This is a genomic window from Christiangramia sediminicola (assembly GCF_031344135.1).
Lineage (GTDB): Bacteria > Bacteroidota > Bacteroidia > Flavobacteriales > Flavobacteriaceae > Christiangramia > Christiangramia sediminicola.
Map to the genome: position 1 here is coordinate 332,607 of NZ_JAVJIU010000002.1, position 24,193 is coordinate 356,799.

Genomic DNA, 24,193 nt, shown 5'->3' on the forward strand with positions numbered 1-24,193 from the left:
TTGATAGTTAAATTTACAACTTAATGCGAGGATTCTTTGTTATATACATGTTAAAATGAGACAGGAACAGAAGCGTACTCATGTATATTTGATGCCAGGTATGGCAGCCGATTCGGCCATATTTGAAAATGTAATTCTTGCTCAGGAACAATTTGAAGTTCATCTTTTGGAATGGGAAATTCCCGAACCCGATGAAAGCCTGGAGAGTTACGCAAAAAGAATGTTGAAGCATGTGCATCATGAGGATATTGCGTTGATTGGCGTATCCTTTGGCGGAGTAATTGTACAGGAAATGGCGAAGTTCCTTGATTTAAAAAGGCTTATTATCATTTCCAGCGTGAAATGTTCTAATGAATTACCACCCAGAATGAAATTTGCCTCCAGGACCGGACTTTTTAAAATTATTCCGACTGGTCTGGCAACTTATGTAGATCATTTCGAAAAGTTTGCTTTCGGAAATTTTCTGAAACAAAGAGCTAAGCTTTATAAACAGTATATTTCAATAACAGATAAGGTTTACCTGGATTGGGCTATAAAAAATATGGTGAACTGGAAATGTGAAAAACCTGATGAAAAGGTGATACACATCCATGGAGATAAGGATGAAGTTTTTCCAGTTAAGTATATCGAAAATGCGATCATAGTAAAAGGAGGAACACATATTATGATCGTAAATAGGTTTAGGTGGTTCAATGAAAATCTACCCTCATTGATTCTTACTGGGAAAATCAAGAAGAAAAAGAAAAACGAAAAAGTAAATAAAGAACTATGAAGATTTTAAAAAATGGATTGCTGATCGTTGGATTATTTACGGTATGTGCCGTTAGTATAAATGCCGTTCAGCAGGAAGATGGAGGCGGAGGGAAGAATCCAGAAGCCGTGGTAAAAACCGAGAGAAGTGTAGCCGATTCTTACAGGATTAAAGCCTTGCCAATGCCTGAAAATCTAGAATTTGCTGGAGAGGAAGTGCCATTGGAAGATCCTGATATTTATGAAAGAATGGATCGCGAGTTACTGGTAAACACTTACTGGCAATCTAACGCTCTACTTCTTATGAAGCGAGCTAATAAATATTTCCCTGTGATCGAACCAATTTTGAAAGAAGAAGGAATTCCTGATGATTTCAAATACCTGGCAGTAATTGAAAGCGGCCTTACTCAGGCAGTTTCTCCTGCTAAAGCTGTTGGTTTCTGGCAGATTCTCGAGAGTACTGGAAAAGAATATGGATTGGAGATCAATGAAAATGTAGATGAACGTTACCATATTGAAAAATCTACCAGAGTAGCTGCAGATTATTTGAAGAAAGCTAAAGCCAGATTTGGTTCATGGACTTTGGCTGCGGCATCTTACAACGCCGGGCAGTATGGTGTGGATAAGCAATTAGTAAGACAGAAAGTTGGTGATTATTATGATTTGCTATTAGGTGAAGAAACTGGAAGATATGTTTTCAGAATTCTGGCGCTTAAGGAAATCATGACGCAACCTGAAAAATATGGTTTCAATTTTACCGAAGAAGATCTTTACAAGCATATTCCTGTAGAAAAAGCGAAAGTTGATACGGTAGTAAAAGACTTTCCTGATTTTGCTGAAAAATTCGGAATTAATTATAAGATTCTAAAAGTTCATAATCCTTGGTTGCGAGATGATCATCTTAAAAATGCATCTCGAAAGGTTTATTATATAGATATTCCTGAAAAAGGATATTATCCTGAAGTGAAGTAAGAAAAGTTATTCAACCTGGATATTGTCAGCATAAACTTCCTCGTATTTATTTACGAGGTTGTTTGAAATCGAGGTTTCCAAAGCGATATAATTTTCACGATAAGCGGTTTCCTCTTCAGTTTGCATGGGAGGAAATACGCTTCTTCTTATATCCATGATCTTTTTATTTTCATTTAGAAGAAAACAGGTTGGAAGTCCTAATGAATGCTTTAATTGTCTTACCACGTAAGCGCCATTATTTTTTGACTCATCTACGTAAACTATAGAAATATCTGAAGAAAATTTTTCTGAAAGCTCTTTAACCTTGTCTTTCTTATCCCAGAAAAGAATAACGAAATCTATCTGATCCTTATACTCGGCCGCAAGTTCATTCAAAGCTGGTACTTCACCTTTGCTCGGTATGCACCACGAAGCGTACGTAATTAAGAAAACTGGTTTTTTGTAGTCGTATAAATTTACCTCTTTCTTTTTCTGAAGGCTCTGGAATTTAAAGTTATCCATATAAGAACCTTCCAGATGCTCACTTGTAAATGTTTCGAATAGCTCCTGACCTTTTTCGTAATCGTTAAATCTGTAAGCCAGATCTGCTTTACGGTTATAGTCGGAAAGATGCATGTAAAGCTTCTGGGTAAAAAAGCTTTTCTCCTGCAAGTTCTCTTGCTGGGAAAATACTGTAGGGCCGATAAATAGAAAAACTAGTAATAGTTTTCTCATGCAATCTGTGGGGCTTGGTTATCTCAAAATTAAATGAGAAAAGCCTTAACGAGAAAATTTATCGTTGAAGTGCCAAAATATTAGTTGAAAGAGATTCTGTTCTTAAAGTGTTTATAACTCAAAGACTAAATTTTCTTCATCTGCTCCTTCATCATTCTAATCTGATCATTCATCATACCATGCTTATCAAGCTTTTTTGCTTCATTTAGCAGGGTAGTGGCCTCTCTTTTTCTTCTCTTGGTCATCGCGATGCCTGCAAGATTCAATTTGGCCATCGCCAGATCATGGTCCATAGATAAACCTAACTTAAGAGCGCGCTTGAAGAATTTTTCGGCTTGGGTGATATTGGTTTGAGAAACCATTAAGCCATGAAGATACCAATAGTAACCTTGTTGCTTTTTTACTAATGCTTTTTCAGGATCCTTTATTTTGTCAAGCCATTTTTTAGCTCCCGTAAAGTCTTGCTTTCTTAGTCTTAAAAAAGCGAGCAAGATCATTTCATTTTTAAAATAAAGAAATATAAAAATACCGGAGAGTAATATTAGGAATATTCCATTTCCAATTTCACCTTCAATAAATTGCCAGATCGCTGCGGCTATAAGTAAACCGGCTATTACTACTTTGATATTCTTATTAAACATAGGTATCTTTATTTTCAGGCGGCAAAGGTAATAAAAACAATTAAAAATATTTTAATTTAGTATTTGCAGTACTTAAAAAGCTTTGTATATTTGCACGCAGTTTTTAAGAGAGACAAAACGAATTTACAGAAGATAAAAGATATTCACAATGAAAAGAACGTTTCAACCATCTAAAAGGAAAAGAAAAAATAAGCACGGCTTTAGGGAGCGTATGGCAAGTGCAAACGGAAGAAAAGTCCTTGCACGTAGAAGAGCTAAGGGTAGAAAGAAATTATCTGTATCTTCTGAAAACAGACATAAACATTAATGATTTTCATTAATTGAAATAATAAAGGTGTTACTTTTTAAGTAACGCCTTTTTTTATACCCAAACGCTTCTTAATTTTACTGCAAACACAACTAAAGCGAATACAACACATTATCATGCCTAAAAACAAAGACATCAAGTGCGTTTTAATCATAGGTTCAGGACCGATTATCATTGGCCAGGCCTGTGAATTTGATTATTCCGGAACTCAGTCACTTCGTTCATTGAGGGAAGACGGAATAAAAACGGTCCTAATTAATTCGAACCCAGCAACAATCATGACAGACCCTTCAATGGCTGATCATGTGTATTTAAAACCTTTAACCACGAAATCTATTATTGAGATTTTAAAAGAGCATCCCGAAATTGATGCTGTTTTACCAACAATGGGTGGTCAAACTGCTTTGAACCTTTGTATCGAAGCTGATGAAAAAGGAATCTGGTCTGATTTTAATGTAAAGCTTATTGGTGTTGATATTGACGCGATCAATATTTGTGAAGACAGAGAGCAATTTAAACAGTTAATGGGAAGAATCGGAATTCCTGTTGCTCCGGCAAAGACGGTTACTTCTTACCTTCAGGGAAAGGAAGTAGCTCAGGAATTTGGTTATCCTCTTGTAATTAGAGCATCATTTACTCTTGGTGGAGGTGGAGCAGGTTTTGTTCACCGAGCTGAAGATTTTGATGAAATGCTTACTTACGGATTGGAAACTTCACCTATTCACGAGGTTCTGATAGATAAAGCGCTTCTGGGATGGAAGGAATATGAGGTTGAATTACTGCGTGACAGGAATGATAATGTTGTCATTATCTGTACTGTTGAAAACATGGATCCTATGGGAATCCATACTGGAGACTCTATCACGGTTGCTCCGGCAATGACGCTTAGTGACAAAGCTTTCCAGAGAATGAGAGATATGGCCATCAAGATGATGCGCAATATTGGTGATTTTGCAGGTGGATGTAATGTTCAGTTTGCCGTTAGCCCAGATGAAAAGGAAGATATTTATGCTATCGAAATCAATCCACGTGTTTCGAGATCTTCTGCTTTAGCTTCAAAGGCTACAGGATACCCAATCGCGAAAGTTGCGACAAAATTAGCTTTAGGTTATAACCTTGATGAGCTGGACAACCAGATCACAAAATCTACTTCGGCACTATTTGAACCTTCACTGGATTATGTCATCGTAAAGATCCCTCGTTGGAACTTTGATAAATTCGAAGGAGCAGACCGTACGTTAGGTCTTCAGATGAAATCTGTTGGAGAAGTAATGGGAATTGGAAGATCTTTTCAGGAAGCACTTCATAAAGCAACACAATCTCTTGAGATCAAAAGAAATGGCTTAGGCGCCGATGGAAAAGGATATAAAGATTATGATCAAATCATAGATAAACTTTCCAATCCTAGCTGGGATAGAGTTTTTGTTATCTACGATGCTATACAAATGGGAATTCCGTTAAGCAGAATTCACGAGATCACAAAGATCGATATGTGGTTCCTGAAGCAATACGAGGAACTTCATGCTCTTGATACAGAAATTTCTAAATTCGATATCAATTCACTTCCAAAAGATCTTCTTTTAGAAGCTAAACAAAAAGGTTTTGCAGACAGGCAGATCGCTCACATGCTGGATTGCCTGGAAAGTGAAGTTTACAGCAAGAGGGAAGAGTTAGGTGTGAATCGGGTTTATAAACTGGTTGATACCTGTGCTGCAGAATTTAAAGCTGAAACTCCATATTATTATTCAACTTTCGAAGAAGGAATTCAGTCTAAAGAGGGTGAATTCTATACTGCAAATGAAAGTCAGGTTTCAGATCGTAAAAAGATCATTGTACTTGGATCAGGTCCAAACAGGATTGGTCAGGGTATCGAATTTGACTATAGTTGTGTTCATGGCGTCCTGGCTGCTTCAGAAAGTGGTTATGAGACTATCATGATTAACTGTAACCCGGAAACTGTTTCTACAGATTTTGATACTGCAGACAAATTATATTTTGAACCTGTTTTCTGGGAGCATATATATGACATTATAAGGCACGAAAAGCCTGAAGGCGTAATTGTTCAGCTTGGAGGACAAACTGCTCTTAAACTGGCTGAAAAGCTTAATAGATACGGAGTGAAGATCATGGGAACAAGCTTTGAAGCTCTTGATCTGGCTGAAGACAGAGGAAGTTTCTCAAAACTTCTACAGGAAAATGACATCCCATATCCTGAATTTGGTACTGCTGAGAATGCGGAAGAAGCTCTTAAATTATCAGATGAACTTGATTTCCCAATTCTTGTAAGACCGTCTTACGTACTTGGTGGTCAGGGGATGAAAATCGTTATTAATAAAGATGAGCTGGAAGAACATGTGGTAGATCTTCTAAGAAAGATCCCAAACAATAAACTTCTTTTAGACCACTATCTGGATGGAGCCATTGAGGCCGAAGCAGATGCAATTTGTGATGGTGAAGATGTCTATATTATTGGTATCATGGAGCATATTGAGCCATGTGGTATTCATTCTGGTGACTCTCACGCGTTATTACCTCCTTTTAACCTTGGAGATCTTGTAATGCAACAGATTAAGGACCATACTAAAAAGATTGCACTCGCTTTGAATACTGTAGGATTGATCAATATTCAGTTCGCTATTAAAGATGAGAAAGTATATATTATCGAGGCGAACCCTAGAGCTTCCAGAACAGTTCCATTTATCGCAAAGGCTTATAAAGAGCCTTACGTGAACTATGCAACGAAAGTGATGTTGGGAGCGAAGAAAGTGAAAGATTTCAAGTTCAACCCTCAGTTAGAAGGTTACGCTATTAAGCAACCGGTATTCTCTTTCAATAAATTCCAGAAAGTGAATAAGCAACTAGGGCCAGAAATGAAAAGTACAGGAGAAAGTATTCTGTTTATAGATAGTCTGAAGGATGATGAATTCTATGAATTATATTCCCGAAGAAAAATGTACCTGAGTAAATAATCAGGATAAAATAGAAAGGTCATTTCAGCTATATTTAGAATGACCTTTTTTTATGCCTTAATTTTATGAAAGAACTTGTATTGATTTTTGGTGGAATCTTTGGAACCTTATCTGTTATTCTCGGGGCCTTCGGGGCGCACGCCTTGAAAAGAAGTTTTAATGAAGATCAGTTAAAAAGCTTTGAAACCGGCGTAAAATATCAGATGTATCATGCCATAGTGCTTATCATTGCCGGAGTGACCTTCCCATTTCTGAAAGGTTTAGAGATCGTAATGGCCTGGTGCTTTATTATCGGGATTATACTTTTTTCTTTCAGTATTTATGGATTAACCTGGAGTTCTTCCAGAGGTAGAAAGATCAAAATACTTGGATCAATAACTCCCTTAGGCGGATTTTTACTAATTATAGGCTGGATTCTTTTAACGATCAATCTTGTTGATATCGCCGTATATCTAAAGCCTTAATAGCAATCAACTGGTTTTAAAAGAATATTCTCATTCAGGATCAAAGTACTGTGTTCCTGGAAAATAACTTTATTCAGGGTGTCCTTTAACGGTCCGTAGCCTTCAATAAGTCCGGATTCTGTCTTAAGAAAGAAGATCTCACGTGTAGAAGATTTACCTTCAGATTCAAATTCATAATCTGCAAAAAGACTATCTCCATGCCATTTTCCTTCAAAATTGCCCTGATTTCTATCCTTTTCAAAAAGATTGTAAGTAAGATTACCTTCAACCAATGAGTCTTTCAGATTAGTTACTTTCAGGTAAATGGTATCCTTATTCATGCTATAGCTGTAACACCGGCTACTAATGGTAAATTCTTTCACCTCTTTTTCAGCTAGAGGAGACTCAGTTTTTTTTGATTTATCCTGGTTGCAAGAAGTTAGAAGAAATATGAAAGTGCAGATGAAAAGGAACTTTAGCTTCATTGTTTTTATTCTAAAAATAGATAAAAACTTAATTGGCGGTATTTCTTTTTCGATATTTTTCAGCAAACCAGGCTACAAGTATGAGCTGTGTTGAGTGGTAGATCATTATTGGGAGCAATAAAAGACCGGAGCTGGCAGAACTTCCGAAAATAACCCTTACCATTACAGAGCCATGCACGAGCGATTTTTTGGTGCCACAGAATTGTGCAGCGATCTTGTCTTCTGTATTGAAACCCAGGATTTTTGAAAAATAAGCCAGTCCGAAAAAAATAAAGAAGAATAGAGCAATTACAATTACGGCCATTTTCAATAATTCGTTCATTTCAACAGATTCTATCAGATTAGAGTTGAACGAATTGCTGAAACTTGAGTAAATTATAAGGATAATGGTGGTCTTATCGAATAAGCTCAATTGTTTTCCGTATTTCCGTGCCAGGTGACCTACGAACCTTTGAAGAAAAAGTCCGATGGCTAGGGGAGCGATAATTTGTAAACAAAGTTTCTGTAGAACTGAAAGAAATTCAAAATCTGTGGTTTTTTCAAGAATAAAACTCAGCCATAAAGGTGTCGCGATAATCCCGATTAATCCAGAAAGGCTGGCATTAAAAATAGCGGTAGGTAAATTTCCTTTGGCCAAGGCAACCATAACCACTGAAGAAGATACGGTGGAAGGTAAAGTTCCAAGGAAGAAAAGTGCGATCCATAGATCAGACCTAATTCCATCTTCAAAAAGTGGTAAACATGCAAGGCATATTAGTGGGAATATGATAAACGTGGTTAGATGAATTACAATATGCACCTTATAATTCAATAAACCGGCTTTAAATTCTGATGGAGATAGCTTGAGGCCATAGAAAAAAAATATAAGGCCAATTCCAATATCTGTAATGGTTTTAAAAGGTAGTAATTCTACTCCTTCTGGAAATAGATAAGCAACGCCAATTGCTATAAAGATCGCGAATATAAATCCGAATGACTTCAAGAATCAAGCTCGATTTTAGCCTTATGGTCTTTAAGAATATGTAAGTATTTTTCTGAAGAGAAATCGGTTTCATGAAATTCCTGAATTCTCTTTGTCTTCATATTCTTTCTTTTAATGCTTTTTGCAAAACGTCTTACCTGATCATCATTATTCAAGATCAGGCCCGGAACCGAAAGTGAATTACCTTTTTCATCTTTAGCGACCATCGTAAAATAGGAAGAATTACAATGTTTTTTAGCTCCAGACTGAATGTTTTCAGCCTCAACACGAATCCCGATCACCATTGAGCTGCGTCCTACATAATTCACTGAAGCTTTCATGGTTACTAATTCACCAATCTCAATAGGCTTAAGGAAGTCAACAGTATCAACACTTGCTGTGACGCAGTAGGCGCCTGAGTGTTTGCTGGCACAGGCGAATGCGATCTGGTCTAACAGTGACAGGATATAACCCCCGTGAATCTTCCCATTGAAATTAGAATGGGAGGGAAGCATCAACTCTGAAATTACTACCTGACTTTCCTTAGTATATTTAAAATCTTTCTGCATGCTTATCTTCTAAAATGTGGACTTTCCGATTTTTCGACGTCCGTAATGAAATATTTCGTGTCACCCCAGAAAAAGAAAGTTGAAAACCGTTCTACGTAAGTGAGCTTTACATAATGGCCTTCAAACTCCTGCAGATCTTTAATCACTTCATCATTTTTATCTAATACTGAAAACTGGAAGATCTGCGCACCACTTATTCCCTGGGAAATTTCTCCTTCCCAGGTTTTAGAGATCACTCCCTTTCGGCTGAATTTTATCAACTCACCACTTCTTTTTCCTTCACTATACGGCACAAAATAGATGAAAGCATAATATAGCAGCCAGAGGATAAATATTCCACCAAGGATGTAAATAAGAGTTTTTTTCATGAACTTGAATTATCTCAGGTTTAAAGTTGGGTTTTCAGCATCTTCATTATCGTCGTCTTCATCTATTTCTGCACGATTGATCAGTTTTTGATCGAGTTGTTTACTGGCTTTCGCACCAAGCTTTTTTAATTTTTCTACTCTTCTTATGAGGTTTCCTTTACCTGTAAGCTTTTTCATGGCCCCTTCATAAGAATTCTGCACCGTTCCGATCTGTCTTCCAATTTTCAATAATTCATCGGTTAGGTTGGTGAATGAATCATACAAAGCACCTGCCTGTGTAGCGATCTGGATAGCATTCTGCTTCTGCTTTTCATTCTGCCACATACTGTCTATTGTTTTAAGAACGGCAAGTAGTGTTGTAGGAGTAACAATGATGATATTCTTCTCGAAAGCATCACTGTAAAGTGCAGGATATTCATTAGAAGCAATGGCAAATGCCGCTTCAATAGGGATGAAAAGTAGAACAAAATCTGGGCTTTCCATCTGGTATAACGAATGGTAGTTCTTATTACTTAATTCATTCACTCGATTTCTTACAGATATCAAATGATTCTTTAGGTGCGTTTTGTTCTCTGTTTCTTCTGGCTCGTTAATGTAACGCTCGTAGGCATTCAAAGAAACTTTAGAATCTACCACCATCTTTTTATCGCCTGGCAAATGAATGATGACATCGGGCATTACCCTTTTGCCTTCTTCGGTATTAAAACTTTGCTGAACAAAATATTCACTGTCTTTCTGAAGTCCGCTTCGTTCCAGCACTCTTTCCAGAACCATTTCGCCCCAATTACCCTGCATTTTGGTATCTCCTTTTAATGCTTTGGTAAGATTAGTGGCTTCCTCACTTATTCTGGTATTCTGTTCGTTTAGAGCTTTCAGTTTTTCACCAAGCTCAGCATGTCTTTTTACAGATTCTGTGTTGCTAAGACTAACCTTTTCTTCAAATTCCTTGATCTTCTTGTTTAATGGATCAAGAATGTTCTCAATATTCTGTTTATTAAGACTGGTAAATTTTTCAGATTTCTGATCTAAGATCTTGTTCGCGAGGTTTTCGAATTCCTTCGTAAATTTTTCCTGAAGTTTTTCCACTTCAGCCTTTTGCTCTTCATTTCGTTCCTGTAGATTACTGAATTCTGAATTTTTTCTGGTAAGTTCTAAACTAATTTGATCTTTTTCTCTCCTTATTTCTTCGCGCTCCTTTTCCAGCTTTTCAATCTCAGATTGATGATCAGATTTTAGTTCAGTTAACTCTACTTTATAATTTTCTAAAACATTGTTATTGTGTTTTTTAAGCTCTTCTATTTGCAGTGTAAGTTGATTGTTCTTTTCTTCAAGAATTCCTGATTCAGATTTGGATTTCAAACTCGAAATTAACTTTCCAATATAGACTCCTATTCCTAGGGCAACAAGAAATATTATGGAAATGAGAAGGTATTCGTTCATGTAAAATGTGATTTTCTCAAAGATACTTATTTAAGAATTTTTGAGAAGGCTGTGATGAAGAAATTGAAAGTGAATTCTATTTGATCTTAAAACTAGATGAATTTTTATCAAACTGGATTAGGTTCTGAGGGAACAGGTCGTCTAAAAGGTTCTTCTGAATGAGTTCATTCGGAGTTCCGAAAACAGCTCTGTTATCTTTAAGGATCACTAATTTATCACAAAGTTGCAGAGCAAGGTTAATTTCATGTGATGCGAAAAGAATCGCCTTTCCAGTCTCTTTGCTAAGTTTTTGAAGTAATTTTAAAACATAGGCTTTATGGTAAAGATCCAGGTGTGTGGTTGGTTCGTCAAGAATTATTAAAGAAGTATCCTGTGCGAGTGCTCGGGCTATCAGAACTTTTTGAAACTGGCCATCGCTTAACTCATGACATTTCTTATTCTTAATGTCTTCAATATTGACCATTTTGATGGCGCTCATGATCTTTTTCAAATCATTTTTTGTGAGGCGTCCTATCCAATTTGTGTAAGGTTGTCTACCTAATGCGATAAGTTCTGTAACACTTAAATTTTTTGATGGCATTTGATCGGTTAAGACTAAGCTTATGTGTTTTGCCAATTTGTCAGGATCTGTTTTTGATAGTTTTTTTCTAGATATAAAAACCTCTCCATCAATGCTTTGTGTTATTCCACTTAAAGTTTTTAATAAAGTAGATTTTCCTGCGCCATTAATTCCAATTACGGCAACTAATTCTCCCGGGTGAATCTCAATATCGATGTTTTTAGCTATAATTTGAGTGTCTTTTTTCTTTCTATAGCCAATGCTAAGATCTTCAGTTTTAAGGACAATATTTGAATTTTCTGAATTCATCTAAAAATTGAATTTCCTTTTTCTTACCAGTAACCAGATCACAACTGGAGCTCCAATAAGTGATGTTATAGCATTAATTGGTAAACTGAATTCGCTACCGGGTAACTGAGCTATGATATCACAGATCAGCATTAAAATAGCTCCGCCGAAAATTACAGCAGGAACTAAGGTGATATGATTAGCAGAAGGAATGATCTGTCTTATCAAATGCGGTACAGCCAGGCCAACAAATGCGATTGGTCCCGCAAATGCTGTTATGCTTCCAGCTAGCAAACTGGTCGCGATAATGATCATAAAACGGTTTCGCTTAATATTTGTTCCCAGACTTCTGGCGTATTTTTCACCTAGTAATAAGGAATTCAGGTTTTTAATGCTACCTATGGTGATCAGGATGCCGATAATCCAGAATATTCCTAATATCAATACTTCATTCCAGCTAAGATCTCCCAGACTACCATAAGACCAGAAAACGTATTGTTGCAGCTGTGATGCCGGACTAAAATATGCTAAAACACTTACAATCGCCGCTGTTAGACTCGCAAACATTAACCCAATGATTAATATAGCCATTGTGTCTCTTAACCTTATAGAGGCCAGGATAACGGCAAATAAAACGAGTAAACTCCCCAAGCTTGAAGCGATCACAAGACTCCATTCAGATAATAATATCCCGGCAAAAGTAGCTCCAAATACAGATGCACCCATAAAAACCAGCGCAACGCCCAGACTTGCACCACTGCTCAAGCCGAGCACATAAGGTCCCGCCAATGGATTTCGAAATAAAGTTTGCATCAAAAGTCCGCTAATGGCAAGACCTGAACCAGTGATTATCGCTGTGATTGCCTTTGGTAAGCGATAATTCAGAATAATATATCTCCAGGTTTCTTTCTCCACCTTGAATCCAAAAAGTGATGCAGTAACATCTTCAATAGGAATATTTACTGAGCCCAGACTAATATTAAATAGCGCCGTCACAATCACTGCCAAAAACAGGAAGATTATTGATAGCGTGTATTTTCTCTGGTTCAGCATTAATTCAAGGCTTTGTAAAATACCTGTTTATGATTGGGGAGCAATTCCGGATGAAAAATAGAGATCAGATCTTTCAATATCAAATCTGGTCTATGCGGACCTAATTCGTAAAAAATTACTCCGCCTGTAGCTCCTTGTGAAAGACTTACGCTAAATACATTTTCTTCATGTACTGCTTTGAACCTCTTGTAATGTTCAGATTCTTTGAATAATTGTTCGTATGAGGTAAACTGACCGGAACTTATCCAGTATTCAGCTTCTTCAGCCTTTTCCATCACACTTTCAAACGCCAGAGATAAGCTACCGTTACCTTTAGTTTCAGAATATAGATAATTCGCATTTGCGTCTTTTATAAACTGCGCCTGCCATGAATTGCCATAAGGCATATACCAGGTATCATTATACATGGAACCACTTATAACATTCGGAATATTTTTAGCAGATTGCGCTAATTTTTTAGCTTCGGAATATTCAGATTTGATATTCTGAAATATTTCGGCTGCTTTTTCTTCCTTTCCGTAAAGAGCTCCAAAGAATTTGATCCATTCAGCTTTTCCTAATGGAGTTAATTCAGTCCAGTCTCCGTTGTAAATCACGGGAATTCCGGTTTTCTGAATGGTTTCAAAGCTTTTATTGGAAGCATTTATCGCAAAACCAATCACAACATCTGGAGATAGATCTATTAAAACTTCGGTATTGATATTTTCATTCTGCCCTAATTCTGAAACAGCGCCATTATCTATTAAAGATCTGGTATTTTCAGAAGAGATATAATTTAGGCCGGGAAAGCCAACTAATGATCTTTCTTCATTTAATGCTTCGAGGGCTGGGATGTGAGTGGTGGAGGTAACAACGATCTTCTGAACCGGAACTATTACTTCCTGGTCAAATTCCAGATCTTCTGGAATCCTGATATTTTCTTCTTTTAGCAAATAGATGAAAGGATCTTTAGCTTCCGGCCAGGGTGTATTCACTTTCATGACGCTGTAGCCATCAAACCTGGTGATGCTGAATCCGCTAGCATTTTCAATTGCAACATCATAACCATTCTGATTATCAGTCTTTTTTGATTCTGATTCATTTTTACAGGAATGTAAAATGACTAAAACAATTATGAAAAGAATTTTCTTCAAGTCCGCTTATTTTGATTTCAAAAGTAAGATTATTTAAAATTTTGAGCCTGATACCAAACTTATTTGTTTAATTTTGCCTCGAAATTTTGGTTCAGCACCGATTTATTTCTGTGCGGATTAAAAGGGAATCAGGGGAAGTATAAACTTCATAAACCTGAGCTGTTCCCGCAACTGTAAGCTTAGCCCGAGAGGGTGGCTGCAATAATTCTTCAAACCACTGTTCAATAAGAATGGGAAGGTGAATTGCAGTACGTGAGCCAGGAGACCTGCCTGAATTTCAACTAATATCGAGTGACTTTCGGGATAAAGGTCGGCAGATTATGAACAGAAATATATACCTTTTATTCACCTTTTTTACTTGTGCCTGTATTTCTGCATTGGCTCAAAAGGATTCTATCAACTGGCTTGATGAAGTACGACTGAGTGATGTTAAACTCAAAAATAATTCTGAAGGGCAATTTGTAAAAAAACTGGATGATACTGTAATCCAGCAATCAGAACCTTTATTAACCTCCTTGTTAAAATTCAATTCTCCTTTCTTCTTTCGGGAAAATGGATACGGAATGGTTTCTTCTGCATCGGTTAGAGGAACTGCTGCTTCCCAAACCGCCGTTGTCTGGAACGGTATTAATATCAATTCGCAATTTACGGGTCAAACCGACTTCAATACTATAAACACCCAAAGTTTTGATAATATCAGTCTACGTCCGGGAGGAGGTAGTGTAGTTTATGGAAGTGGTGCGATTGGTGGAACCATTCATCTAAACAATGAATTCAGCTTCGACCATGAATCTGAAAATGAACTTATGCTTGGTTATGGCAGTTTTGATACTTATCAAGGTGTTTATAATGGGAGATTTTCAAATGATAAGACCGGTATAAACATTGGAGTTTCAGGTATAGATTCTGAAAATGATTACAGGTATTTAAATACTGATTTTAAAAATGAAAATGGAGATTTCTATAATGTTGCCTTGAATGCGTCTGTGGCGCGCTGGCTAGGAGATTCTCATATTTTAAAATTTTATACCAATTACTATCAGGGTGATCGTGGTTTTTCCGGGACCCTTAATATGCCTTCCAATAGTGAATACCAGGATCGGAATTCTAGAAATCTACTGGAATGGAAAGCTTTTCTAGGAAAATTCACCAGTAGTTTGAAAGTCGCATGGATCGAAGAAGAATTCAAATATTTTGAAAATAGAGATTCGGAAAGTTTTAGTTTTGGTGAGGCGGTAACAGGAATCGTCAAATATGATCTGAGCTATGATATTTCTGATGATAAAAGCCTAAATTTTATTGCTGATTATTCAAATATTGACGGAGAGGGTTCCGGGATTAATTCAGCTGAAAGAAAGATAGGCGGTTTGTCTATTCTTTGGTATCATGAGATTGAAAAACTTAACTACCAGCTTAGTTTACGGCAGGAGGTCACTGAAAATTATGAATCTCCTTTATTATTTTCGGCGGGCGCCTCATATAAGGTAACTTCGAACTATCTTTTGAGATTTAGTTCTTCAAGAAATTTCAGAATTCCAACTTTTAATGATCTCTTTTGGCAGAAGGGTGGTAATATGGATTTAGATCCTGAAACTTCGTTACAGGCCGAAATAGGAAATGAATTCAACTTCAGTAATTTCAATATCAATCTTACAGGATATTATATAGATATAGATGATCTCATTAGGTGGACACCAGATGCTTCCGGCACATGGAGACCTGAAAATTCAGCGAATGTCTATAATTATGGGATCGAATTATTTGCTGGCTGGAGTACAAAGATTGGAGAGAATCGTTTAAAACTTCAAAGTAATTATGCCTTTACACGGTCAATAGATAAAGCGACAGATAAACAATTGATCTATATACCACAGCACAAAGTCACATTTTCCGCAGCCTATAAATTAGACAGATTCAATGTATTTCTACAGTCGCTCTATAATGGAAGTATCTATACTTCTTCAGATAATAACTATGCTTTAGATTCTTATACGCTCGCTAATCTTGGTTTAGGCTATACTTTTTCAAATAAACCTGAAATTGGTCTAAACCTGAAGCTGAGCAATATTTTTAATGAAGTATATCAAAGCTTACCGTCCCGTATCATGCCTGGGCGTTCTTTCAATTCAACTCTAACAATCAATTTTTAATCATGAATTACAAACACATCTTATTTCTTTTTATCACCGTTTTATTTTTGAATTCCTGTTCAGATGAAACCGATTGCTGCCCAATGCCTGAACCGGAAGCTGATTTTGCTAGCGGAATTTTTGTTTTAAATGAAGGGAATTTCGGCTCGGCCAATTCTTCCGTAAGTTTTATTAATGAGGAATCAGGCGAGAAGCAAGTTCAGATTTTCAAAAACAAAAACGGTTTTGATCTTGGAGATACTGCACAGAGTATCGAATTACATGAGAATCTGGCGATCATTGTCGTGAATGTTTCTAATAAACTTGAGATTGTAGACAGGTACACTTTTGAAAGTCTTGGAACTATAGAGACGAATTTATTGAATCCGCGTTATGCAGAAGTGGTTGGTAAAAATCTATACGTTACAAATTGGGGAAATGGTGTAGATTCGGCAGACGATTTTGTGTCGGTTTTTGATCTAACCGATTATTCTTTTATACAATCAATCCCTGTAGCAGAAGGTCCTGAAAAATTAATAACTGCAAACAACAAAATTTATGTTGCTCACAAAGGCGGATATTCATTTAATAACCAGATTTCTGTTTTGGATGCCGCTTCAAATTCTGTAACTGCTGAATTAGAAGTTGGATTCTTACCAAATTCAATGCTTGTTTCCGGTTCAGATCTTTGGGTTCTTTATTCAGGTAAACCTTCTTACGCTGAAACTGAAACCGCCGGTGGATTATCCAGAATTGATATTTCTTCAGATAAAGTAATGGAAAGTATGAGTTTTAGTGAAAATAGCGTGCATCCGGAAAATCTAAGTACAAATGGTTCCGACGTTTTTTTCACGATTGGAAAGTCGTTATATAAATATTCAATTGGCGGAGAGTTGCCTGTGAGTGCTGAGTTCAGTTTTGAAGAAGCTGCTGTACTATATGGCTTTGCTATGAATAATGAAAAGATATACGTTGCCTCTCCAAACGCCGATTTCACAGGCGATGGTAATCTTTATATCTATGGTTTGGACGGTAGTCTTCTAGATCAGTATTCTACAGGAATAAATCCTAATGGCGTCTATTTCAATTAGAAAAAATATACATAAAAAAAACCCGCTATTCAGCGGGTTTTTTTATTTAAAATAGACTGGGTTAGTCTTTGAAATCTGTCACTTTCATTTTTTTGAATTCTTCGCCCGCAGGAACATCTATATACATGTTTCTATAAGCGTCCTCTTCTTCAAAGCTTTCTCCAACTACATTAGGTATAAATTTACCCTCGTCAATTGCTCTTAGGAAGCTTCTATTGCTGGTGATATCATTTAACGCAGCAGCTAATAATGGTTCGTTAGGATCTCCGAGCGTACCGAAATTATCCCATTTCTCAGATACTTCAATATCCGGAATTAATCCTCCTGGGTAAGCCTCTCCATCCGCATTGGTGGAAGTAGAGATAAGTGGCTGCATTGCGTATTTGTGATCTGGATTTAATCCAACTTTTTCATAGTAAGGAACATTCGCATCATATAGAGTGATAGAAGCCTGTACTTTACCAACTGTTTTCTTACCAACGTGAACTACATTTATATAAGGAGCAAGTCCGTTAATGATTAGCTCACTGGCAGAAGCAGATGATCCTGTAGCAAGAACATATACTTTATCAAGATTTAGGCTGTTGATAGGCATTGGAGTATGATCTGGATGATCACTCTCATTACCATCAAAAATCATATCGTCAAACCTGGTAACTTTACTCGCTTCGCTCAACTGAGCATCTATATTTGCATTATACTTGGTTCTGATGATGATCTTATCTTTAAACTGACCAGTGATCATACTAGCAAGGTCTACAGCAGTAGAAACTCGACCACCACCGTTATATCTTAAGTCAAGTACAAGTTCAGTTACTCCATCATTTTTAAACTGAGCAAAAACATCATTCAATTCGTCATCGTAATCATGTACAAAGCTGTTATACATTAGGTATCCTACTTTAATGCCATCTACATCAAGTGTTTTGGCTACTAGAATTGGATTTTCGTTCAACTGAACCTTGGTAAGGGTAGTTTCCATACCGTTGGCTTCAATTCCATTCTCTGTAAATTCAGCAAAACCAAAGGTAAGTGTTTCGGAACCTAAAAGTGTTCTATAATTTTCAAGAGTCAATTGCTGACCATCGATTTCAGTAAATAGCATTCCTCTTTGAAGACCTTCCATATCTGCAGGAGAACCTTCAACTATGTAGCGAATAATTCCAACAAGATCATTGGAATCTGAATCGATATAAGCTAATCCGTAGTTAATCCCGGTTGTTGTTCTAACTCCTGCGAATGTATTTTCTAGCTCCTCATAATCGTCAACGATCCAGCTAAACCTGTCTTCCTCATAAAGTAGACCTTCGTTAAAGAAACTCTCTGGAGTTGAATAGCCTTCAAGGAATTCGATATATTCACTTTCAGTTGAAAAAGCGTTATCAGCCAATTCAGGTACTTCGCCTTTATACAAATACCAGTAATTAAGACCTTTCCATATGAAATCCTTAATTTCAAGCTCTAGATTTCCTTCAATTTGCTTTTGTTCTGTTGGCGTGTCATCTGTAGACACCACATCATCATCTTTGCTACAGGAAGTAAATAAGCCTCCAACCAGAGCAAATAGCATTAAATATTTATATATTCTCATAATAAAAATTAGGGTTAATAGTTTTCTTGCAAATTTTTTGCTAAAAATAGTCACATAAATAGAATTAAAAAATTTCTTGTAACAAATCTCTTTACCATTCGTCGTAAAAGTGAGAAGGCATAATTAACTAACCATCAACTAATGAAAGAAAGCACCTTCCTGAATATTATTGATCCTGTTAAGGATAAGATGTATAGAATGGCTCTAAGACTGTTGACTTCTAAAGAAGCAGCCGAAGATGCTACTCAGGAAGCTATTCTGAAATTATGGAACCGGAAAGATAAAATCAAGCATTATGCCAATATCGAGGCTTTTGCCATGACAGTTACAAAAAACTACTGTTTGGATCAATTAAAACTGAAACAGAACAATAATTTGCGCATCGTTCATCAAAATTATGAAAGTAACCAGGCTTCCCTGCAGTCTGAAGTAGAGGTAAATGATGAAATGGAGTGGTTAGGCAGGATTGTTGCCACATTACCAGAGCAGCAAAAAATGATCTTTCAATTGAGAGATGTAGAACAGTACGATTATGACGAGATCGCTAAAATTATGGAAATGAATCAAACGGCCATTAGAGTTGCTTTGTCCAGAGCCAGGAAAGCGATTAGAGAAAGTTTAATAAAAAAACATAATTATGGAATTAGATAAAATCGAAAAGCTTTTAGAGCGCTACGAGGAAGGAGAAACCAGCCTTACCGAAGAAAAGCAACTTCGTGATTATTTCTTGAATGAAGATGTTCCAGAACATTTAAGGAGTTATAAGCTGATGTTCATGTTTTCAGCGAGACAGGCTGAAGAAAAATATGAACATAAAGTAGAATCTACTTCAAAAAGAAATTGGTATACATGGACATCAATAGCAGCTATACTTGTGGTGGCTTTGGGTATTTTCTTTTTCAATGACTCTTCCAGATCCCTGAATGATGGGGATATGGGGACCATTAGTGATGAAGAATTAGCCCTTCAGAAAACAAAAGAAACCCTGAATATGGTTTCACAATTTATGAATGAAGGAAAATCTGATCTGGTATATCTTAAAGAATTTAATAACACTAAAAACAAAATAATAAAAATCGAACCTTAAAACTAGAAATCATGAATAGAGTAATAATTACCCTCCTTTTAGCTATTGCGCCTATGTTTTTGCAGTCGCAGAACTTTGATAAGTACGAAGATATGAAAGATGTAGATGCTATGGTGATGACCAGTAAGATGTTTAAAATGCTGGCAAAAGTAGATCTTAGTGAAAATGATCCTGAGTCCAGAGAATATATGAAGCTTATAGAGAACCTTGATCGTATTCAGATTTATAAATCTTCTAATTCCAATGTAATGTCACAAATGGCAACAGATGTGAAATCCTACCTTCAAAAAGGATCATTGGAAGAGTTGATGCGTGTGAATGATAATGGTCAAAATATTAAGTTCTACTCACTGCCAGGTAAGAATGATAATTATGTAAGAGAATTATTTATGTATCTGGAAGGATCTGAAGGTGATAAGCCAATGACCGTTATACTAAGTATTACTGGTGAAATAGATCTATCTCAATTATCAAAACTAACTTCAGATCTAAAAGTTCCAGGAGCTGAAGAATTAAAGAAAGCCAACAAAAAATCCTAAACCATGAAATCAATTAAATTATTATTTACGGTAGCATTCGCAGCATTATTAATGTCATGTAATAATGACCAGTCATTGCAAAAATATTACGTAGAAAACCAGGAGGATACAGATTTTCTTGCTCTGGACATCCCAACTAGTATGTTCACCAATAGTGAATCCCTGGAAGCAGAACAAAAGGCAACGCTGGAAAGCATTAAAAAGATCAATGTTCTTGCACTAAAGAAAGAGGAAAATCCGGAGAAATTCGAAGAGGAAAAAGTTAAGTTATCTGAAATCTTTAAAGATGAGAAGTATCAGCTTTTAATGAAGTATGGTGGAGGGAACAGAAAGGCAGAACTTTATTTTACCGGAGAAGAAGATGCGATAGATGAATTGATCGTCTACGGTTATGATGACGAGCAGGGACTTGGCGTTGCACGGGTTTTAGGAGAAAATATGAATCCTCAGAAGATCATGCAATTGATGAAATCTCTGGAAAAAGATAATATTGATGTAGAAGGTCTTAAAGGTCTTGGAAAGATCTTTGGAGAATCGTCTGAAGATAAAGATTCAATAAAAATGGAAACTAAGGTCGAGATCGAAGATAGCATTGAAAATGCTATAGATGGAAATGAAGCTACGGAAATGTAGTCTATAATTAGTTGAAAAGAAAAAGCCCCGGATTCGGGGCTTTTTTATTTTATATCCCTGTATAATTCTGAGGAGTGATATTATGCAATTCTTCCTTGGTCTTATCAGAAACATCCAGTTGGTCTATAAACTCAGACATGCTTTTTTCAGTGATTTTTTCATTAGTTCTGGTTAAACCTTTCAAGGCTTCATAAGGATTTTTATATCCTTCTCTGCGAAGTATCGTCTGAATTGCTTCAGCTACAACAGCCCAGTTATTTTCCAGATCTTGATTTAACTTTTCTTCGTTAAGCAAAAGCTTATTTAAGCCTTTTAATGTAGACTTAAAAGCGATGATCGTATGCCCGATTGGTACACCAATATTTCTTAGCACTGTACTATCTGTAAGATCTCTCTGTAATCTACTTACCGGTAATTTGGCAGAAAGATGCTCAAAAAGTGCATTGGCTATTCCAAGATTACCTTCACTATTTTCAAAATCGATAGGATTTACCTTATGCGGCATTGCTGAAGACCCAATTTCTCCCTTTTTAATCTTCTGCTTGAAATAATCCATTGAAACATAGGTCCAGATATCTCTATCCAGATCCAGGAGAATATTGTTGATCCTTTTTAGCGCATCAAATAATGCAGCGATATGATCGTAATGTTCAATTTGAGTAGTAGGGAAGGAGTGATACAACCCTAATTTATTCTCAACAAAATTAGTTCCGAATTTTTTCCAGTCATTGTTTGGAAAAGCGACTTTGTGAGCGTTATAATTCCCGGTAGCTCCTCCAAATTTTGCAGCATGTGGCACCTGTTTTAGGAGTTTTATCTGTTCCTTCAGTCTTTCCACAAATACATTTACTTCCTTTCCTAGTCTTGTAGGAGAAGCGGGTTGCCCATGAGTTCTGGCAAGTAGCGGAATATCCTTCCATTCTTCAGTAAGCGATTCAAGTTTTTCAACGATTTCATTCAATGATGGCATATAGACTTCTTCAATCGCATCTTTAAGACTTAGCGGAATTGCAGTATTATTGATGTCTTGAGAAGTAAGTCCAAAATGGATAAATTCTTTCGAAGTTTCCATTCCTAACTTTCCGAATTCTTCTTTCAAGAAATATTCTACAGCTTTTACGTCGTGATTAGTGATCTTTTCGATCTTTTTTACCGCCTGAGCATCGATAGCCGTGAAATTTTCATAGAGCTCTCTTAGCTTCTTGAAGTTTTCAGTATCTACGTCCTGTAGTTGAGGTAGTTTTTCCTCGTAAAGTGCAATGAAATATTCTACTTCTACTAAAATTCTATATTTAATAAGCGCCTCTTCGCTGAAATAGGCTGATAATTGCTTCGTTTTAGACCTGTAGCGTCCATCGATAGGTGAAACTGCAGAAAGGGATGTCATGTTGTGTTTTTAAAATTAAAAGGGTAAAGATACCGCTTCAAATTGTACTAAAAAACTGCATCTATAATTTCCTTAAAATCTTTGTAGCTCGTGATTTATAGCCTGCCGAAGAATCTAAAATATCTTTTTGAAGAATAGCCTTCAATTCGGCAGTGATCCATTTCTGTTCGTTTCTTAGGTCAAACAAGTTTTGCATGGAAAATACTTTAACCGCAGGCTTTTCATCAGAAATCAACCATTGAAATGATAATTCAATAATATCTTTTTTCAATTTTGAGGAGAGTGTATAATTTCCGGATTGATCTTGCTCTTTATTTATAGCCAATCCGTAAATTTTTGAAAGACATCTTCTGGAAGAGGAGTCTTTTAATTTTTTACCCGATACGATCAATTCAGGAATTAGCTGTTGAATAAACTCAAAGTTATTTCTGGAAATAATCTCCAGTGCCAGTAAGGTTTTTGAACTTAATTCAGGATTGCTGCTTTTGATAAAAAGTACTACTTCGGAAAATAATTCCGGGTTTTCTAATATCTTATCAGCTACTTTTTCTCTATTTGCAAGGGAAGCATCCATATTTTTTAGAATGCCTGTAAGCTTCATAATTCCTCTTTTAACAGCCTTTCCACCAGTTGAGGTACACCGATTACGGCAGTTTTTCTAATGATCTCCAGATTCTTATTTTCTGAAATATTAGGTTTTGGATCTATAAAATATACCGGCGCATAATGCGGTGCAAAATCCACTAATCCAGCCGCTGGATAAACTTGCATAGAGGTTCCTATCACAATCACTTTATTTGCTGTTTCGGCAATTTCAGCAGCTTTTTGAAACATGGGTACAGCTTCACCAAACCAAACAACATGTGGTCTTAGTTGGTGATTATGCTCACAAAAATCTCCGATTTTAATATCGTTTTTCCAGTCCATCACCAGGTCTTCATCAAAGGTGCTTCTGGCTTTTAAAAGTTCTCCGTGAAGATGGGTCACATTTTTACTTCCGGCTCTTTCATGCAGATCATCTATATTCTGAGTAACTATTTCAACTTCATATGCTTCCTGAAGCTTTACAAGCGCATAATGTGCCGCATTAGGTTTTACCTGTAATAATTGCTTTCGGCGTTGATTATAAAAATCCAGAACCAGCTCTTTATCGTTTTCCCAGCCTAATGGGGATGCAACTTCCATAACATCATGACCTTCCCAGAGGCCATCTGCATCTCTAAAAGTTTTAATTCCGCTTTCAGCACTAATTCCGGCTCCGGTTAATACCAATATTTTTTTCATAAGGATGCTGAATTCGTTTTGAAAAAGTTAAGGCTTTTAATCTTTACAGGTTGAAAATTTTAAAAATGTTTTATTCAATTCTCAGGGATGTTATTCGAATTTTTAATTTTACACCAGAAATGGAAGAACAAGCAATCATAGAATACCTTCAGGATTATCTCACGCCACGAAGGAAAGCACTTTTTGAAAAAGTATTAGCTCAACGTACAGATCATATCACAGTGGTAGCGCAGGATGTTTACCAACTTCACAATACCAGTGCAGTAGTAAGAAGTTGTGATGTTTTTGGAATCCAGAACATACACGTGATCGAAGAAAAGATCCCTCGCAGGATTGATAAGGAAATTGCCATGGGGGCTCAGAAATGGGTAGATATTAATAGATATAATTCTGCAAAAGATTGCGTGAAGACTTTGAGAGAAAAAGGTTATCGAATTATCGCAACGAGTCCGCATGATGAGTCATTTCTATTGGAAGACTTCGATATTTCTCAACCAGCTGCACTTTTTTTTGGGACAGAAAGAGATGGTTTGTCTGAAGAGATCCTTGAGGAGGCAGATGACACTATAAAAATACCTATGGTTGGGTTCACTGAAAGTTTAAATATTTCAGTTTCAGCGGCTATCATCCTGCAGAGCCTAACCACGAAGCTCAGAAATTCTGATGTGAACTGGCAATTTTCAGAAGATGACAAGAATAGAATCAGGATGGATTGGACTAAAAAAACGGTAAAAAATTCAGAAGAGATTCTAGAGCGCTATAAGAATCAGTAATTATTTGTAACTTTTAATCGCCTTTAA

General features: G+C 36.5%; 26 protein-coding genes and 1 riboswitch. Of the genes, 12 read left to right on the forward strand and 14 right to left on the reverse strand.

The genetic code is table 11. From position 1 onward, the window contains the following. Positions 1-55: 55 nt before the first annotated feature. Together RE431_RS05350 and RE431_RS05355 are read left to right on the forward strand one after the other, a co-directional pair. Positions 56-772, forward strand: a complete 717-nt coding sequence (locus RE431_RS05350) for an alpha/beta hydrolase (RefSeq protein ID WP_309560937.1) — start codon at positions 56-58, stop codon at positions 770-772. Next, positions 769-1,722, forward strand: a complete 954-nt coding sequence (locus RE431_RS05355; protein WP_309560938.1) for a lytic transglycosylase domain-containing protein — start codon at positions 769-771, stop codon at positions 1,720-1,722. The genes RE431_RS05350 and RE431_RS05355 overlap by 4 nt, the downstream gene beginning before the upstream one ends. 6 nt (positions 1,723-1,728) lie before the next feature. Here the strand turns inward: RE431_RS05355 and RE431_RS05360 are convergent, their stop codons facing one another. Both RE431_RS05360 and RE431_RS05365 read right to left on the reverse strand, forming a co-directional pair. Further along, positions 1,729-2,436 (reverse strand): TlpA family protein disulfide reductase, encoded by a 708-nt coding sequence (locus tag RE431_RS05360; protein ID WP_309560939.1) that lies wholly within the window; start codon positions 2,434-2,436, stop codon positions 1,729-1,731. A gap of 125 nt (positions 2,437-2,561) precedes the next feature. Continuing rightward, positions 2,562-3,077, reverse strand: coding sequence for a tetratricopeptide repeat protein (locus RE431_RS05365; protein ID WP_309560940.1), 516 nt, complete (start codon positions 3,075-3,077; stop codon positions 2,562-2,564). A 148-nt stretch (positions 3,078-3,225) separates the two neighbouring features. On the opposite strand from RE431_RS05365, the gene rpmH reads away from it, so the two are divergent. The 3 genes from rpmH to RE431_RS05380 all read left to right on the forward strand — a co-directional run bounded on the left by rpmH (position 3,226) and on the right by RE431_RS05380 (position 6,817). Beyond that, positions 3,226-3,384: a 50S ribosomal protein L34 gene (gene rpmH, locus RE431_RS05370; RefSeq protein WP_011708966.1), complete on the forward strand. Its 159-nt coding sequence runs from the start codon at positions 3,226-3,228 to the stop codon at positions 3,382-3,384. A gap of 116 nt (positions 3,385-3,500) precedes the next feature. Then, entirely contained in the window at positions 3,501-6,353 is a 2,853-nt protein-coding gene (carB, locus tag RE431_RS05375) for a carbamoyl-phosphate synthase large subunit (protein WP_309560941.1), read from the forward strand. A gap of 65 nt (positions 6,354-6,418) precedes the next feature. After that, positions 6,419-6,817: a DUF423 domain-containing protein gene (locus RE431_RS05380; RefSeq protein ID WP_309560942.1), complete on the forward strand. Its 399-nt coding sequence runs from the start codon at positions 6,419-6,421 to the stop codon at positions 6,815-6,817. On the opposite strand, the gene RE431_RS05385 is transcribed toward RE431_RS05380, so the two are convergent. The 8 genes from RE431_RS05385 to RE431_RS05420 form a co-directional block, all read right to left on the reverse strand. Next, the gene (locus tag RE431_RS05385; protein ID WP_309560943.1) at positions 6,814-7,281 is read right to left on the reverse strand and encodes a hypothetical protein; all 468 of its coding nucleotides are present in this window, start codon (positions 7,279-7,281) and stop codon (positions 6,814-6,816) included. The two genes, RE431_RS05380 and RE431_RS05385, sit on opposite strands and share 4 nt — an antisense overlap. Before the next feature lie 28 nt (positions 7,282-7,309). Beyond that, entirely contained in the window at positions 7,310-8,263 is a 954-nt protein-coding gene (locus tag RE431_RS05390; RefSeq protein ID WP_309560944.1) for a bile acid:sodium symporter, read from the reverse strand. Then, positions 8,260-8,811, reverse strand: coding sequence for an acyl-CoA thioesterase (locus RE431_RS05395; RefSeq protein WP_309560945.1), 552 nt, complete (start codon positions 8,809-8,811; stop codon positions 8,260-8,262). The genes RE431_RS05390 and RE431_RS05395 overlap by 4 nt, the downstream gene beginning before the upstream one ends. Positions 8,812-8,813: 2 nt before the next feature. Next, positions 8,814-9,179: a 6-phosphogluconate dehydrogenase gene (locus RE431_RS05400; protein ID WP_309560946.1), complete on the reverse strand. Its 366-nt coding sequence runs from the start codon at positions 9,177-9,179 to the stop codon at positions 8,814-8,816. A 9-nt stretch (positions 9,180-9,188) separates the two neighbouring features. Then, on the reverse strand, positions 9,189-10,619 hold the full coding sequence (locus RE431_RS05405; RefSeq protein ID WP_309560947.1) for a DNA recombination protein RmuC: 1,431 nt from the start codon (positions 10,617-10,619) through the stop codon (positions 9,189-9,191). Positions 10,620-10,695: 76 nt separating this feature from the next. After that, entirely contained in the window at positions 10,696-11,487 is a 792-nt protein-coding gene (locus tag RE431_RS05410) for an ABC transporter ATP-binding protein (protein WP_309560948.1), read from the reverse strand. Continuing rightward, positions 11,488-12,519, reverse strand: coding sequence for a FecCD family ABC transporter permease (locus RE431_RS05415; RefSeq protein WP_309560949.1), 1,032 nt, complete (start codon positions 12,517-12,519; stop codon positions 11,488-11,490). It lies immediately after the preceding gene. Then, entirely contained in the window at positions 12,519-13,652 is a 1,134-nt protein-coding gene (locus RE431_RS05420; RefSeq protein WP_309560950.1) for an ABC transporter substrate-binding protein, read from the reverse strand. The genes RE431_RS05415 and RE431_RS05420 overlap by 1 nt, the downstream gene beginning before the upstream one ends. A 70-nt stretch (positions 13,653-13,722) precedes the next feature. Next, positions 13,723-13,940: riboswitch (cobalamin riboswitch) on the forward strand. Between the two features lie 32 nt (positions 13,941-13,972). Between RE431_RS05420 and RE431_RS05425 the strand changes: the two genes are divergently transcribed. Both RE431_RS05425 and RE431_RS05430 read left to right on the forward strand, forming a co-directional pair. Beyond that, positions 13,973-15,802 (forward strand): TonB-dependent receptor, encoded by a 1,830-nt coding sequence (locus RE431_RS05425; RefSeq protein WP_309560951.1) that lies wholly within the window; start codon positions 13,973-13,975, stop codon positions 15,800-15,802. Between the two features lie 2 nt (positions 15,803-15,804). Beyond that, entirely contained in the window at positions 15,805-16,872 is a 1,068-nt protein-coding gene (locus tag RE431_RS05430) for a YncE family protein (RefSeq protein ID WP_309560952.1), read from the forward strand. A gap of 61 nt (positions 16,873-16,933) precedes the next feature. Here the strand turns inward: RE431_RS05430 and RE431_RS05435 are convergent, their stop codons facing one another. Beyond that, entirely contained in the window at positions 16,934-18,463 is a 1,530-nt protein-coding gene (locus tag RE431_RS05435) for a S41 family peptidase (RefSeq protein ID WP_309560953.1), read from the reverse strand. Between the two features lie 141 nt (positions 18,464-18,604). Between RE431_RS05435 and RE431_RS05440 the strand changes: the two genes are divergently transcribed. Genes RE431_RS05440 through RE431_RS05455 form a run of 4 tightly spaced genes read left to right on the forward strand, consistent with a single transcriptional unit; the run spans position 18,605 to position 20,722 of the window. Then, complete coding sequence (locus tag RE431_RS05440) at positions 18,605-19,114, forward strand: RNA polymerase sigma factor (RefSeq protein WP_309560954.1); 510 nt, start codon at positions 18,605-18,607, stop codon at positions 19,112-19,114. Next, a complete protein-coding gene (locus RE431_RS05445) occupies positions 19,101-19,550 on the forward strand; it encodes a hypothetical protein (protein WP_309560955.1) in 450 nt (149 codons plus the stop codon). Before RE431_RS05440 ends, RE431_RS05445 begins: the two co-directional genes overlap by 14 nt. Positions 19,551-19,561: 11 nt before the next feature. Then, positions 19,562-20,089 (forward strand): DUF4252 domain-containing protein, encoded by a 528-nt coding sequence (locus tag RE431_RS05450; RefSeq protein ID WP_309560956.1) that lies wholly within the window; start codon positions 19,562-19,564, stop codon positions 20,087-20,089. Positions 20,090-20,092: 3 nt separating this feature from the next. Continuing rightward, complete coding sequence (locus tag RE431_RS05455) at positions 20,093-20,722, forward strand: DUF4252 domain-containing protein (protein WP_309560957.1); 630 nt, start codon at positions 20,093-20,095, stop codon at positions 20,720-20,722. Between the two features lie 49 nt (positions 20,723-20,771). On the opposite strand, the gene purB is transcribed toward RE431_RS05455, so the two are convergent. The 3 genes from purB to RE431_RS05470 form a co-directional block, all read right to left on the reverse strand. Beyond that, positions 20,772-22,109 carry an adenylosuccinate lyase gene (gene purB, locus RE431_RS05460; RefSeq protein ID WP_309560958.1) on the reverse strand — a complete coding sequence of 446 codons (1,338 nt, stop codon included), beginning with the start codon at positions 22,107-22,109 and terminating at the stop codon, positions 20,772-20,774. Positions 22,110-22,170: 61 nt separating this feature from the next. Continuing rightward, the gene (locus tag RE431_RS05465) at positions 22,171-22,710 is read right to left on the reverse strand and encodes a hypothetical protein (RefSeq protein WP_309560959.1); all 540 of its coding nucleotides are present in this window, start codon (positions 22,708-22,710) and stop codon (positions 22,171-22,173) included. Next, positions 22,707-23,393: an SIR2 family NAD-dependent protein deacylase gene (locus RE431_RS05470; protein WP_309560960.1), complete on the reverse strand. Its 687-nt coding sequence runs from the start codon at positions 23,391-23,393 to the stop codon at positions 22,707-22,709. Before RE431_RS05470 ends, RE431_RS05465 begins: the two co-directional genes overlap by 4 nt. 119 nt (positions 23,394-23,512) lie before the next feature. Here RE431_RS05470 and RE431_RS05475 point away from each other — a divergent pair, with 119 nt between their 5' ends. After that, on the forward strand, positions 23,513-24,166 hold the full coding sequence (locus tag RE431_RS05475; RefSeq protein WP_309561331.1) for a TrmH family RNA methyltransferase: 654 nt from the start codon (positions 23,513-23,515) through the stop codon (positions 24,164-24,166). Positions 24,167-24,193: the final 27 nt, after the last annotated feature.

What these genes read in the sequence shown, in the direction of transcription:
- RE431_RS05475 (WP_309561331.1), top strand. Translation starts at nt 23,513, where the DNA reads ATGGAAGAACAAGCAATCATAGAATACCTTCAGGATTATCTCACGCCA.
- RE431_RS05360 (WP_309560939.1), bottom strand. Translation starts at nt 2,436, where the DNA reads ATGAGAAAACTATTACTAGTTTTTCTATTTATCGGCCCTACAGTATTT.
- RE431_RS05395 (WP_309560945.1), bottom strand. Translation starts at nt 8,811, where the DNA reads ATGCAGAAAGATTTTAAATATACTAAGGAAAGTCAGGTAGTAATTTCA.
- RE431_RS05365 (WP_309560940.1), bottom strand. Translation starts at nt 3,077, where the DNA reads ATGTTTAATAAGAATATCAAAGTAGTAATAGCCGGTTTACTTATAGCC.
- RE431_RS05415 (WP_309560949.1), bottom strand. Translation starts at nt 12,519, where the DNA reads ATGCTGAACCAGAGAAAATACACGCTATCAATAATCTTCCTGTTTTTG.
- RE431_RS05470 (WP_309560960.1), bottom strand. Translation starts at nt 23,393, where the DNA reads ATGAAAAAAATATTGGTATTAACCGGAGCCGGAATTAGTGCTGAAAGC.
- RE431_RS05455 (WP_309560957.1), top strand. Translation starts at nt 20,093, where the DNA reads ATGAAATCAATTAAATTATTATTTACGGTAGCATTCGCAGCATTATTA.
- purB (WP_309560958.1), bottom strand. Translation starts at nt 22,109, where the DNA reads ATGACATCCCTTTCTGCAGTTTCACCTATCGATGGACGCTACAGGTCT.
- rpmH (WP_011708966.1), top strand. Translation starts at nt 3,226, where the DNA reads ATGAAAAGAACGTTTCAACCATCTAAAAGGAAAAGAAAAAATAAGCAC.
- carB (WP_309560941.1), top strand. Translation starts at nt 3,501, where the DNA reads ATGCCTAAAAACAAAGACATCAAGTGCGTTTTAATCATAGGTTCAGGA.
- RE431_RS05410 (WP_309560948.1), bottom strand. Translation starts at nt 11,487, where the DNA reads ATGAATTCAGAAAATTCAAATATTGTCCTTAAAACTGAAGATCTTAGC.
- RE431_RS05355 (WP_309560938.1), top strand. Translation starts at nt 769, where the DNA reads ATGAAGATTTTAAAAAATGGATTGCTGATCGTTGGATTATTTACGGTA.
- RE431_RS05445 (WP_309560955.1), top strand. Translation starts at nt 19,101, where the DNA reads ATGGAATTAGATAAAATCGAAAAGCTTTTAGAGCGCTACGAGGAAGGA.
- RE431_RS05405 (WP_309560947.1), bottom strand. Translation starts at nt 10,619, where the DNA reads ATGAACGAATACCTTCTCATTTCCATAATATTTCTTGTTGCCCTAGGA.
- RE431_RS05385 (WP_309560943.1), bottom strand. Translation starts at nt 7,281, where the DNA reads ATGAAGCTAAAGTTCCTTTTCATCTGCACTTTCATATTTCTTCTAACT.
- RE431_RS05440 (WP_309560954.1), top strand. Translation starts at nt 18,605, where the DNA reads ATGAAAGAAAGCACCTTCCTGAATATTATTGATCCTGTTAAGGATAAG.
- RE431_RS05465 (WP_309560959.1), bottom strand. Translation starts at nt 22,710, where the DNA reads ATGAAGCTTACAGGCATTCTAAAAAATATGGATGCTTCCCTTGCAAAT.
- RE431_RS05425 (WP_309560951.1), top strand. Translation starts at nt 13,973, where the DNA reads ATGAACAGAAATATATACCTTTTATTCACCTTTTTTACTTGTGCCTGT.
- RE431_RS05450 (WP_309560956.1), top strand. Translation starts at nt 19,562, where the DNA reads ATGAATAGAGTAATAATTACCCTCCTTTTAGCTATTGCGCCTATGTTT.
- RE431_RS05400 (WP_309560946.1), bottom strand. Translation starts at nt 9,179, where the DNA reads ATGAAAAAAACTCTTATTTACATCCTTGGTGGAATATTTATCCTCTGG.
- RE431_RS05350 (WP_309560937.1), top strand. Translation starts at nt 56, where the DNA reads ATGAGACAGGAACAGAAGCGTACTCATGTATATTTGATGCCAGGTATG.
- RE431_RS05380 (WP_309560942.1), top strand. Translation starts at nt 6,419, where the DNA reads ATGAAAGAACTTGTATTGATTTTTGGTGGAATCTTTGGAACCTTATCT.
- RE431_RS05435 (WP_309560953.1), bottom strand. Translation starts at nt 18,463, where the DNA reads ATGAGAATATATAAATATTTAATGCTATTTGCTCTGGTTGGAGGCTTA.
- RE431_RS05430 (WP_309560952.1), top strand. Translation starts at nt 15,805, where the DNA reads ATGAATTACAAACACATCTTATTTCTTTTTATCACCGTTTTATTTTTG.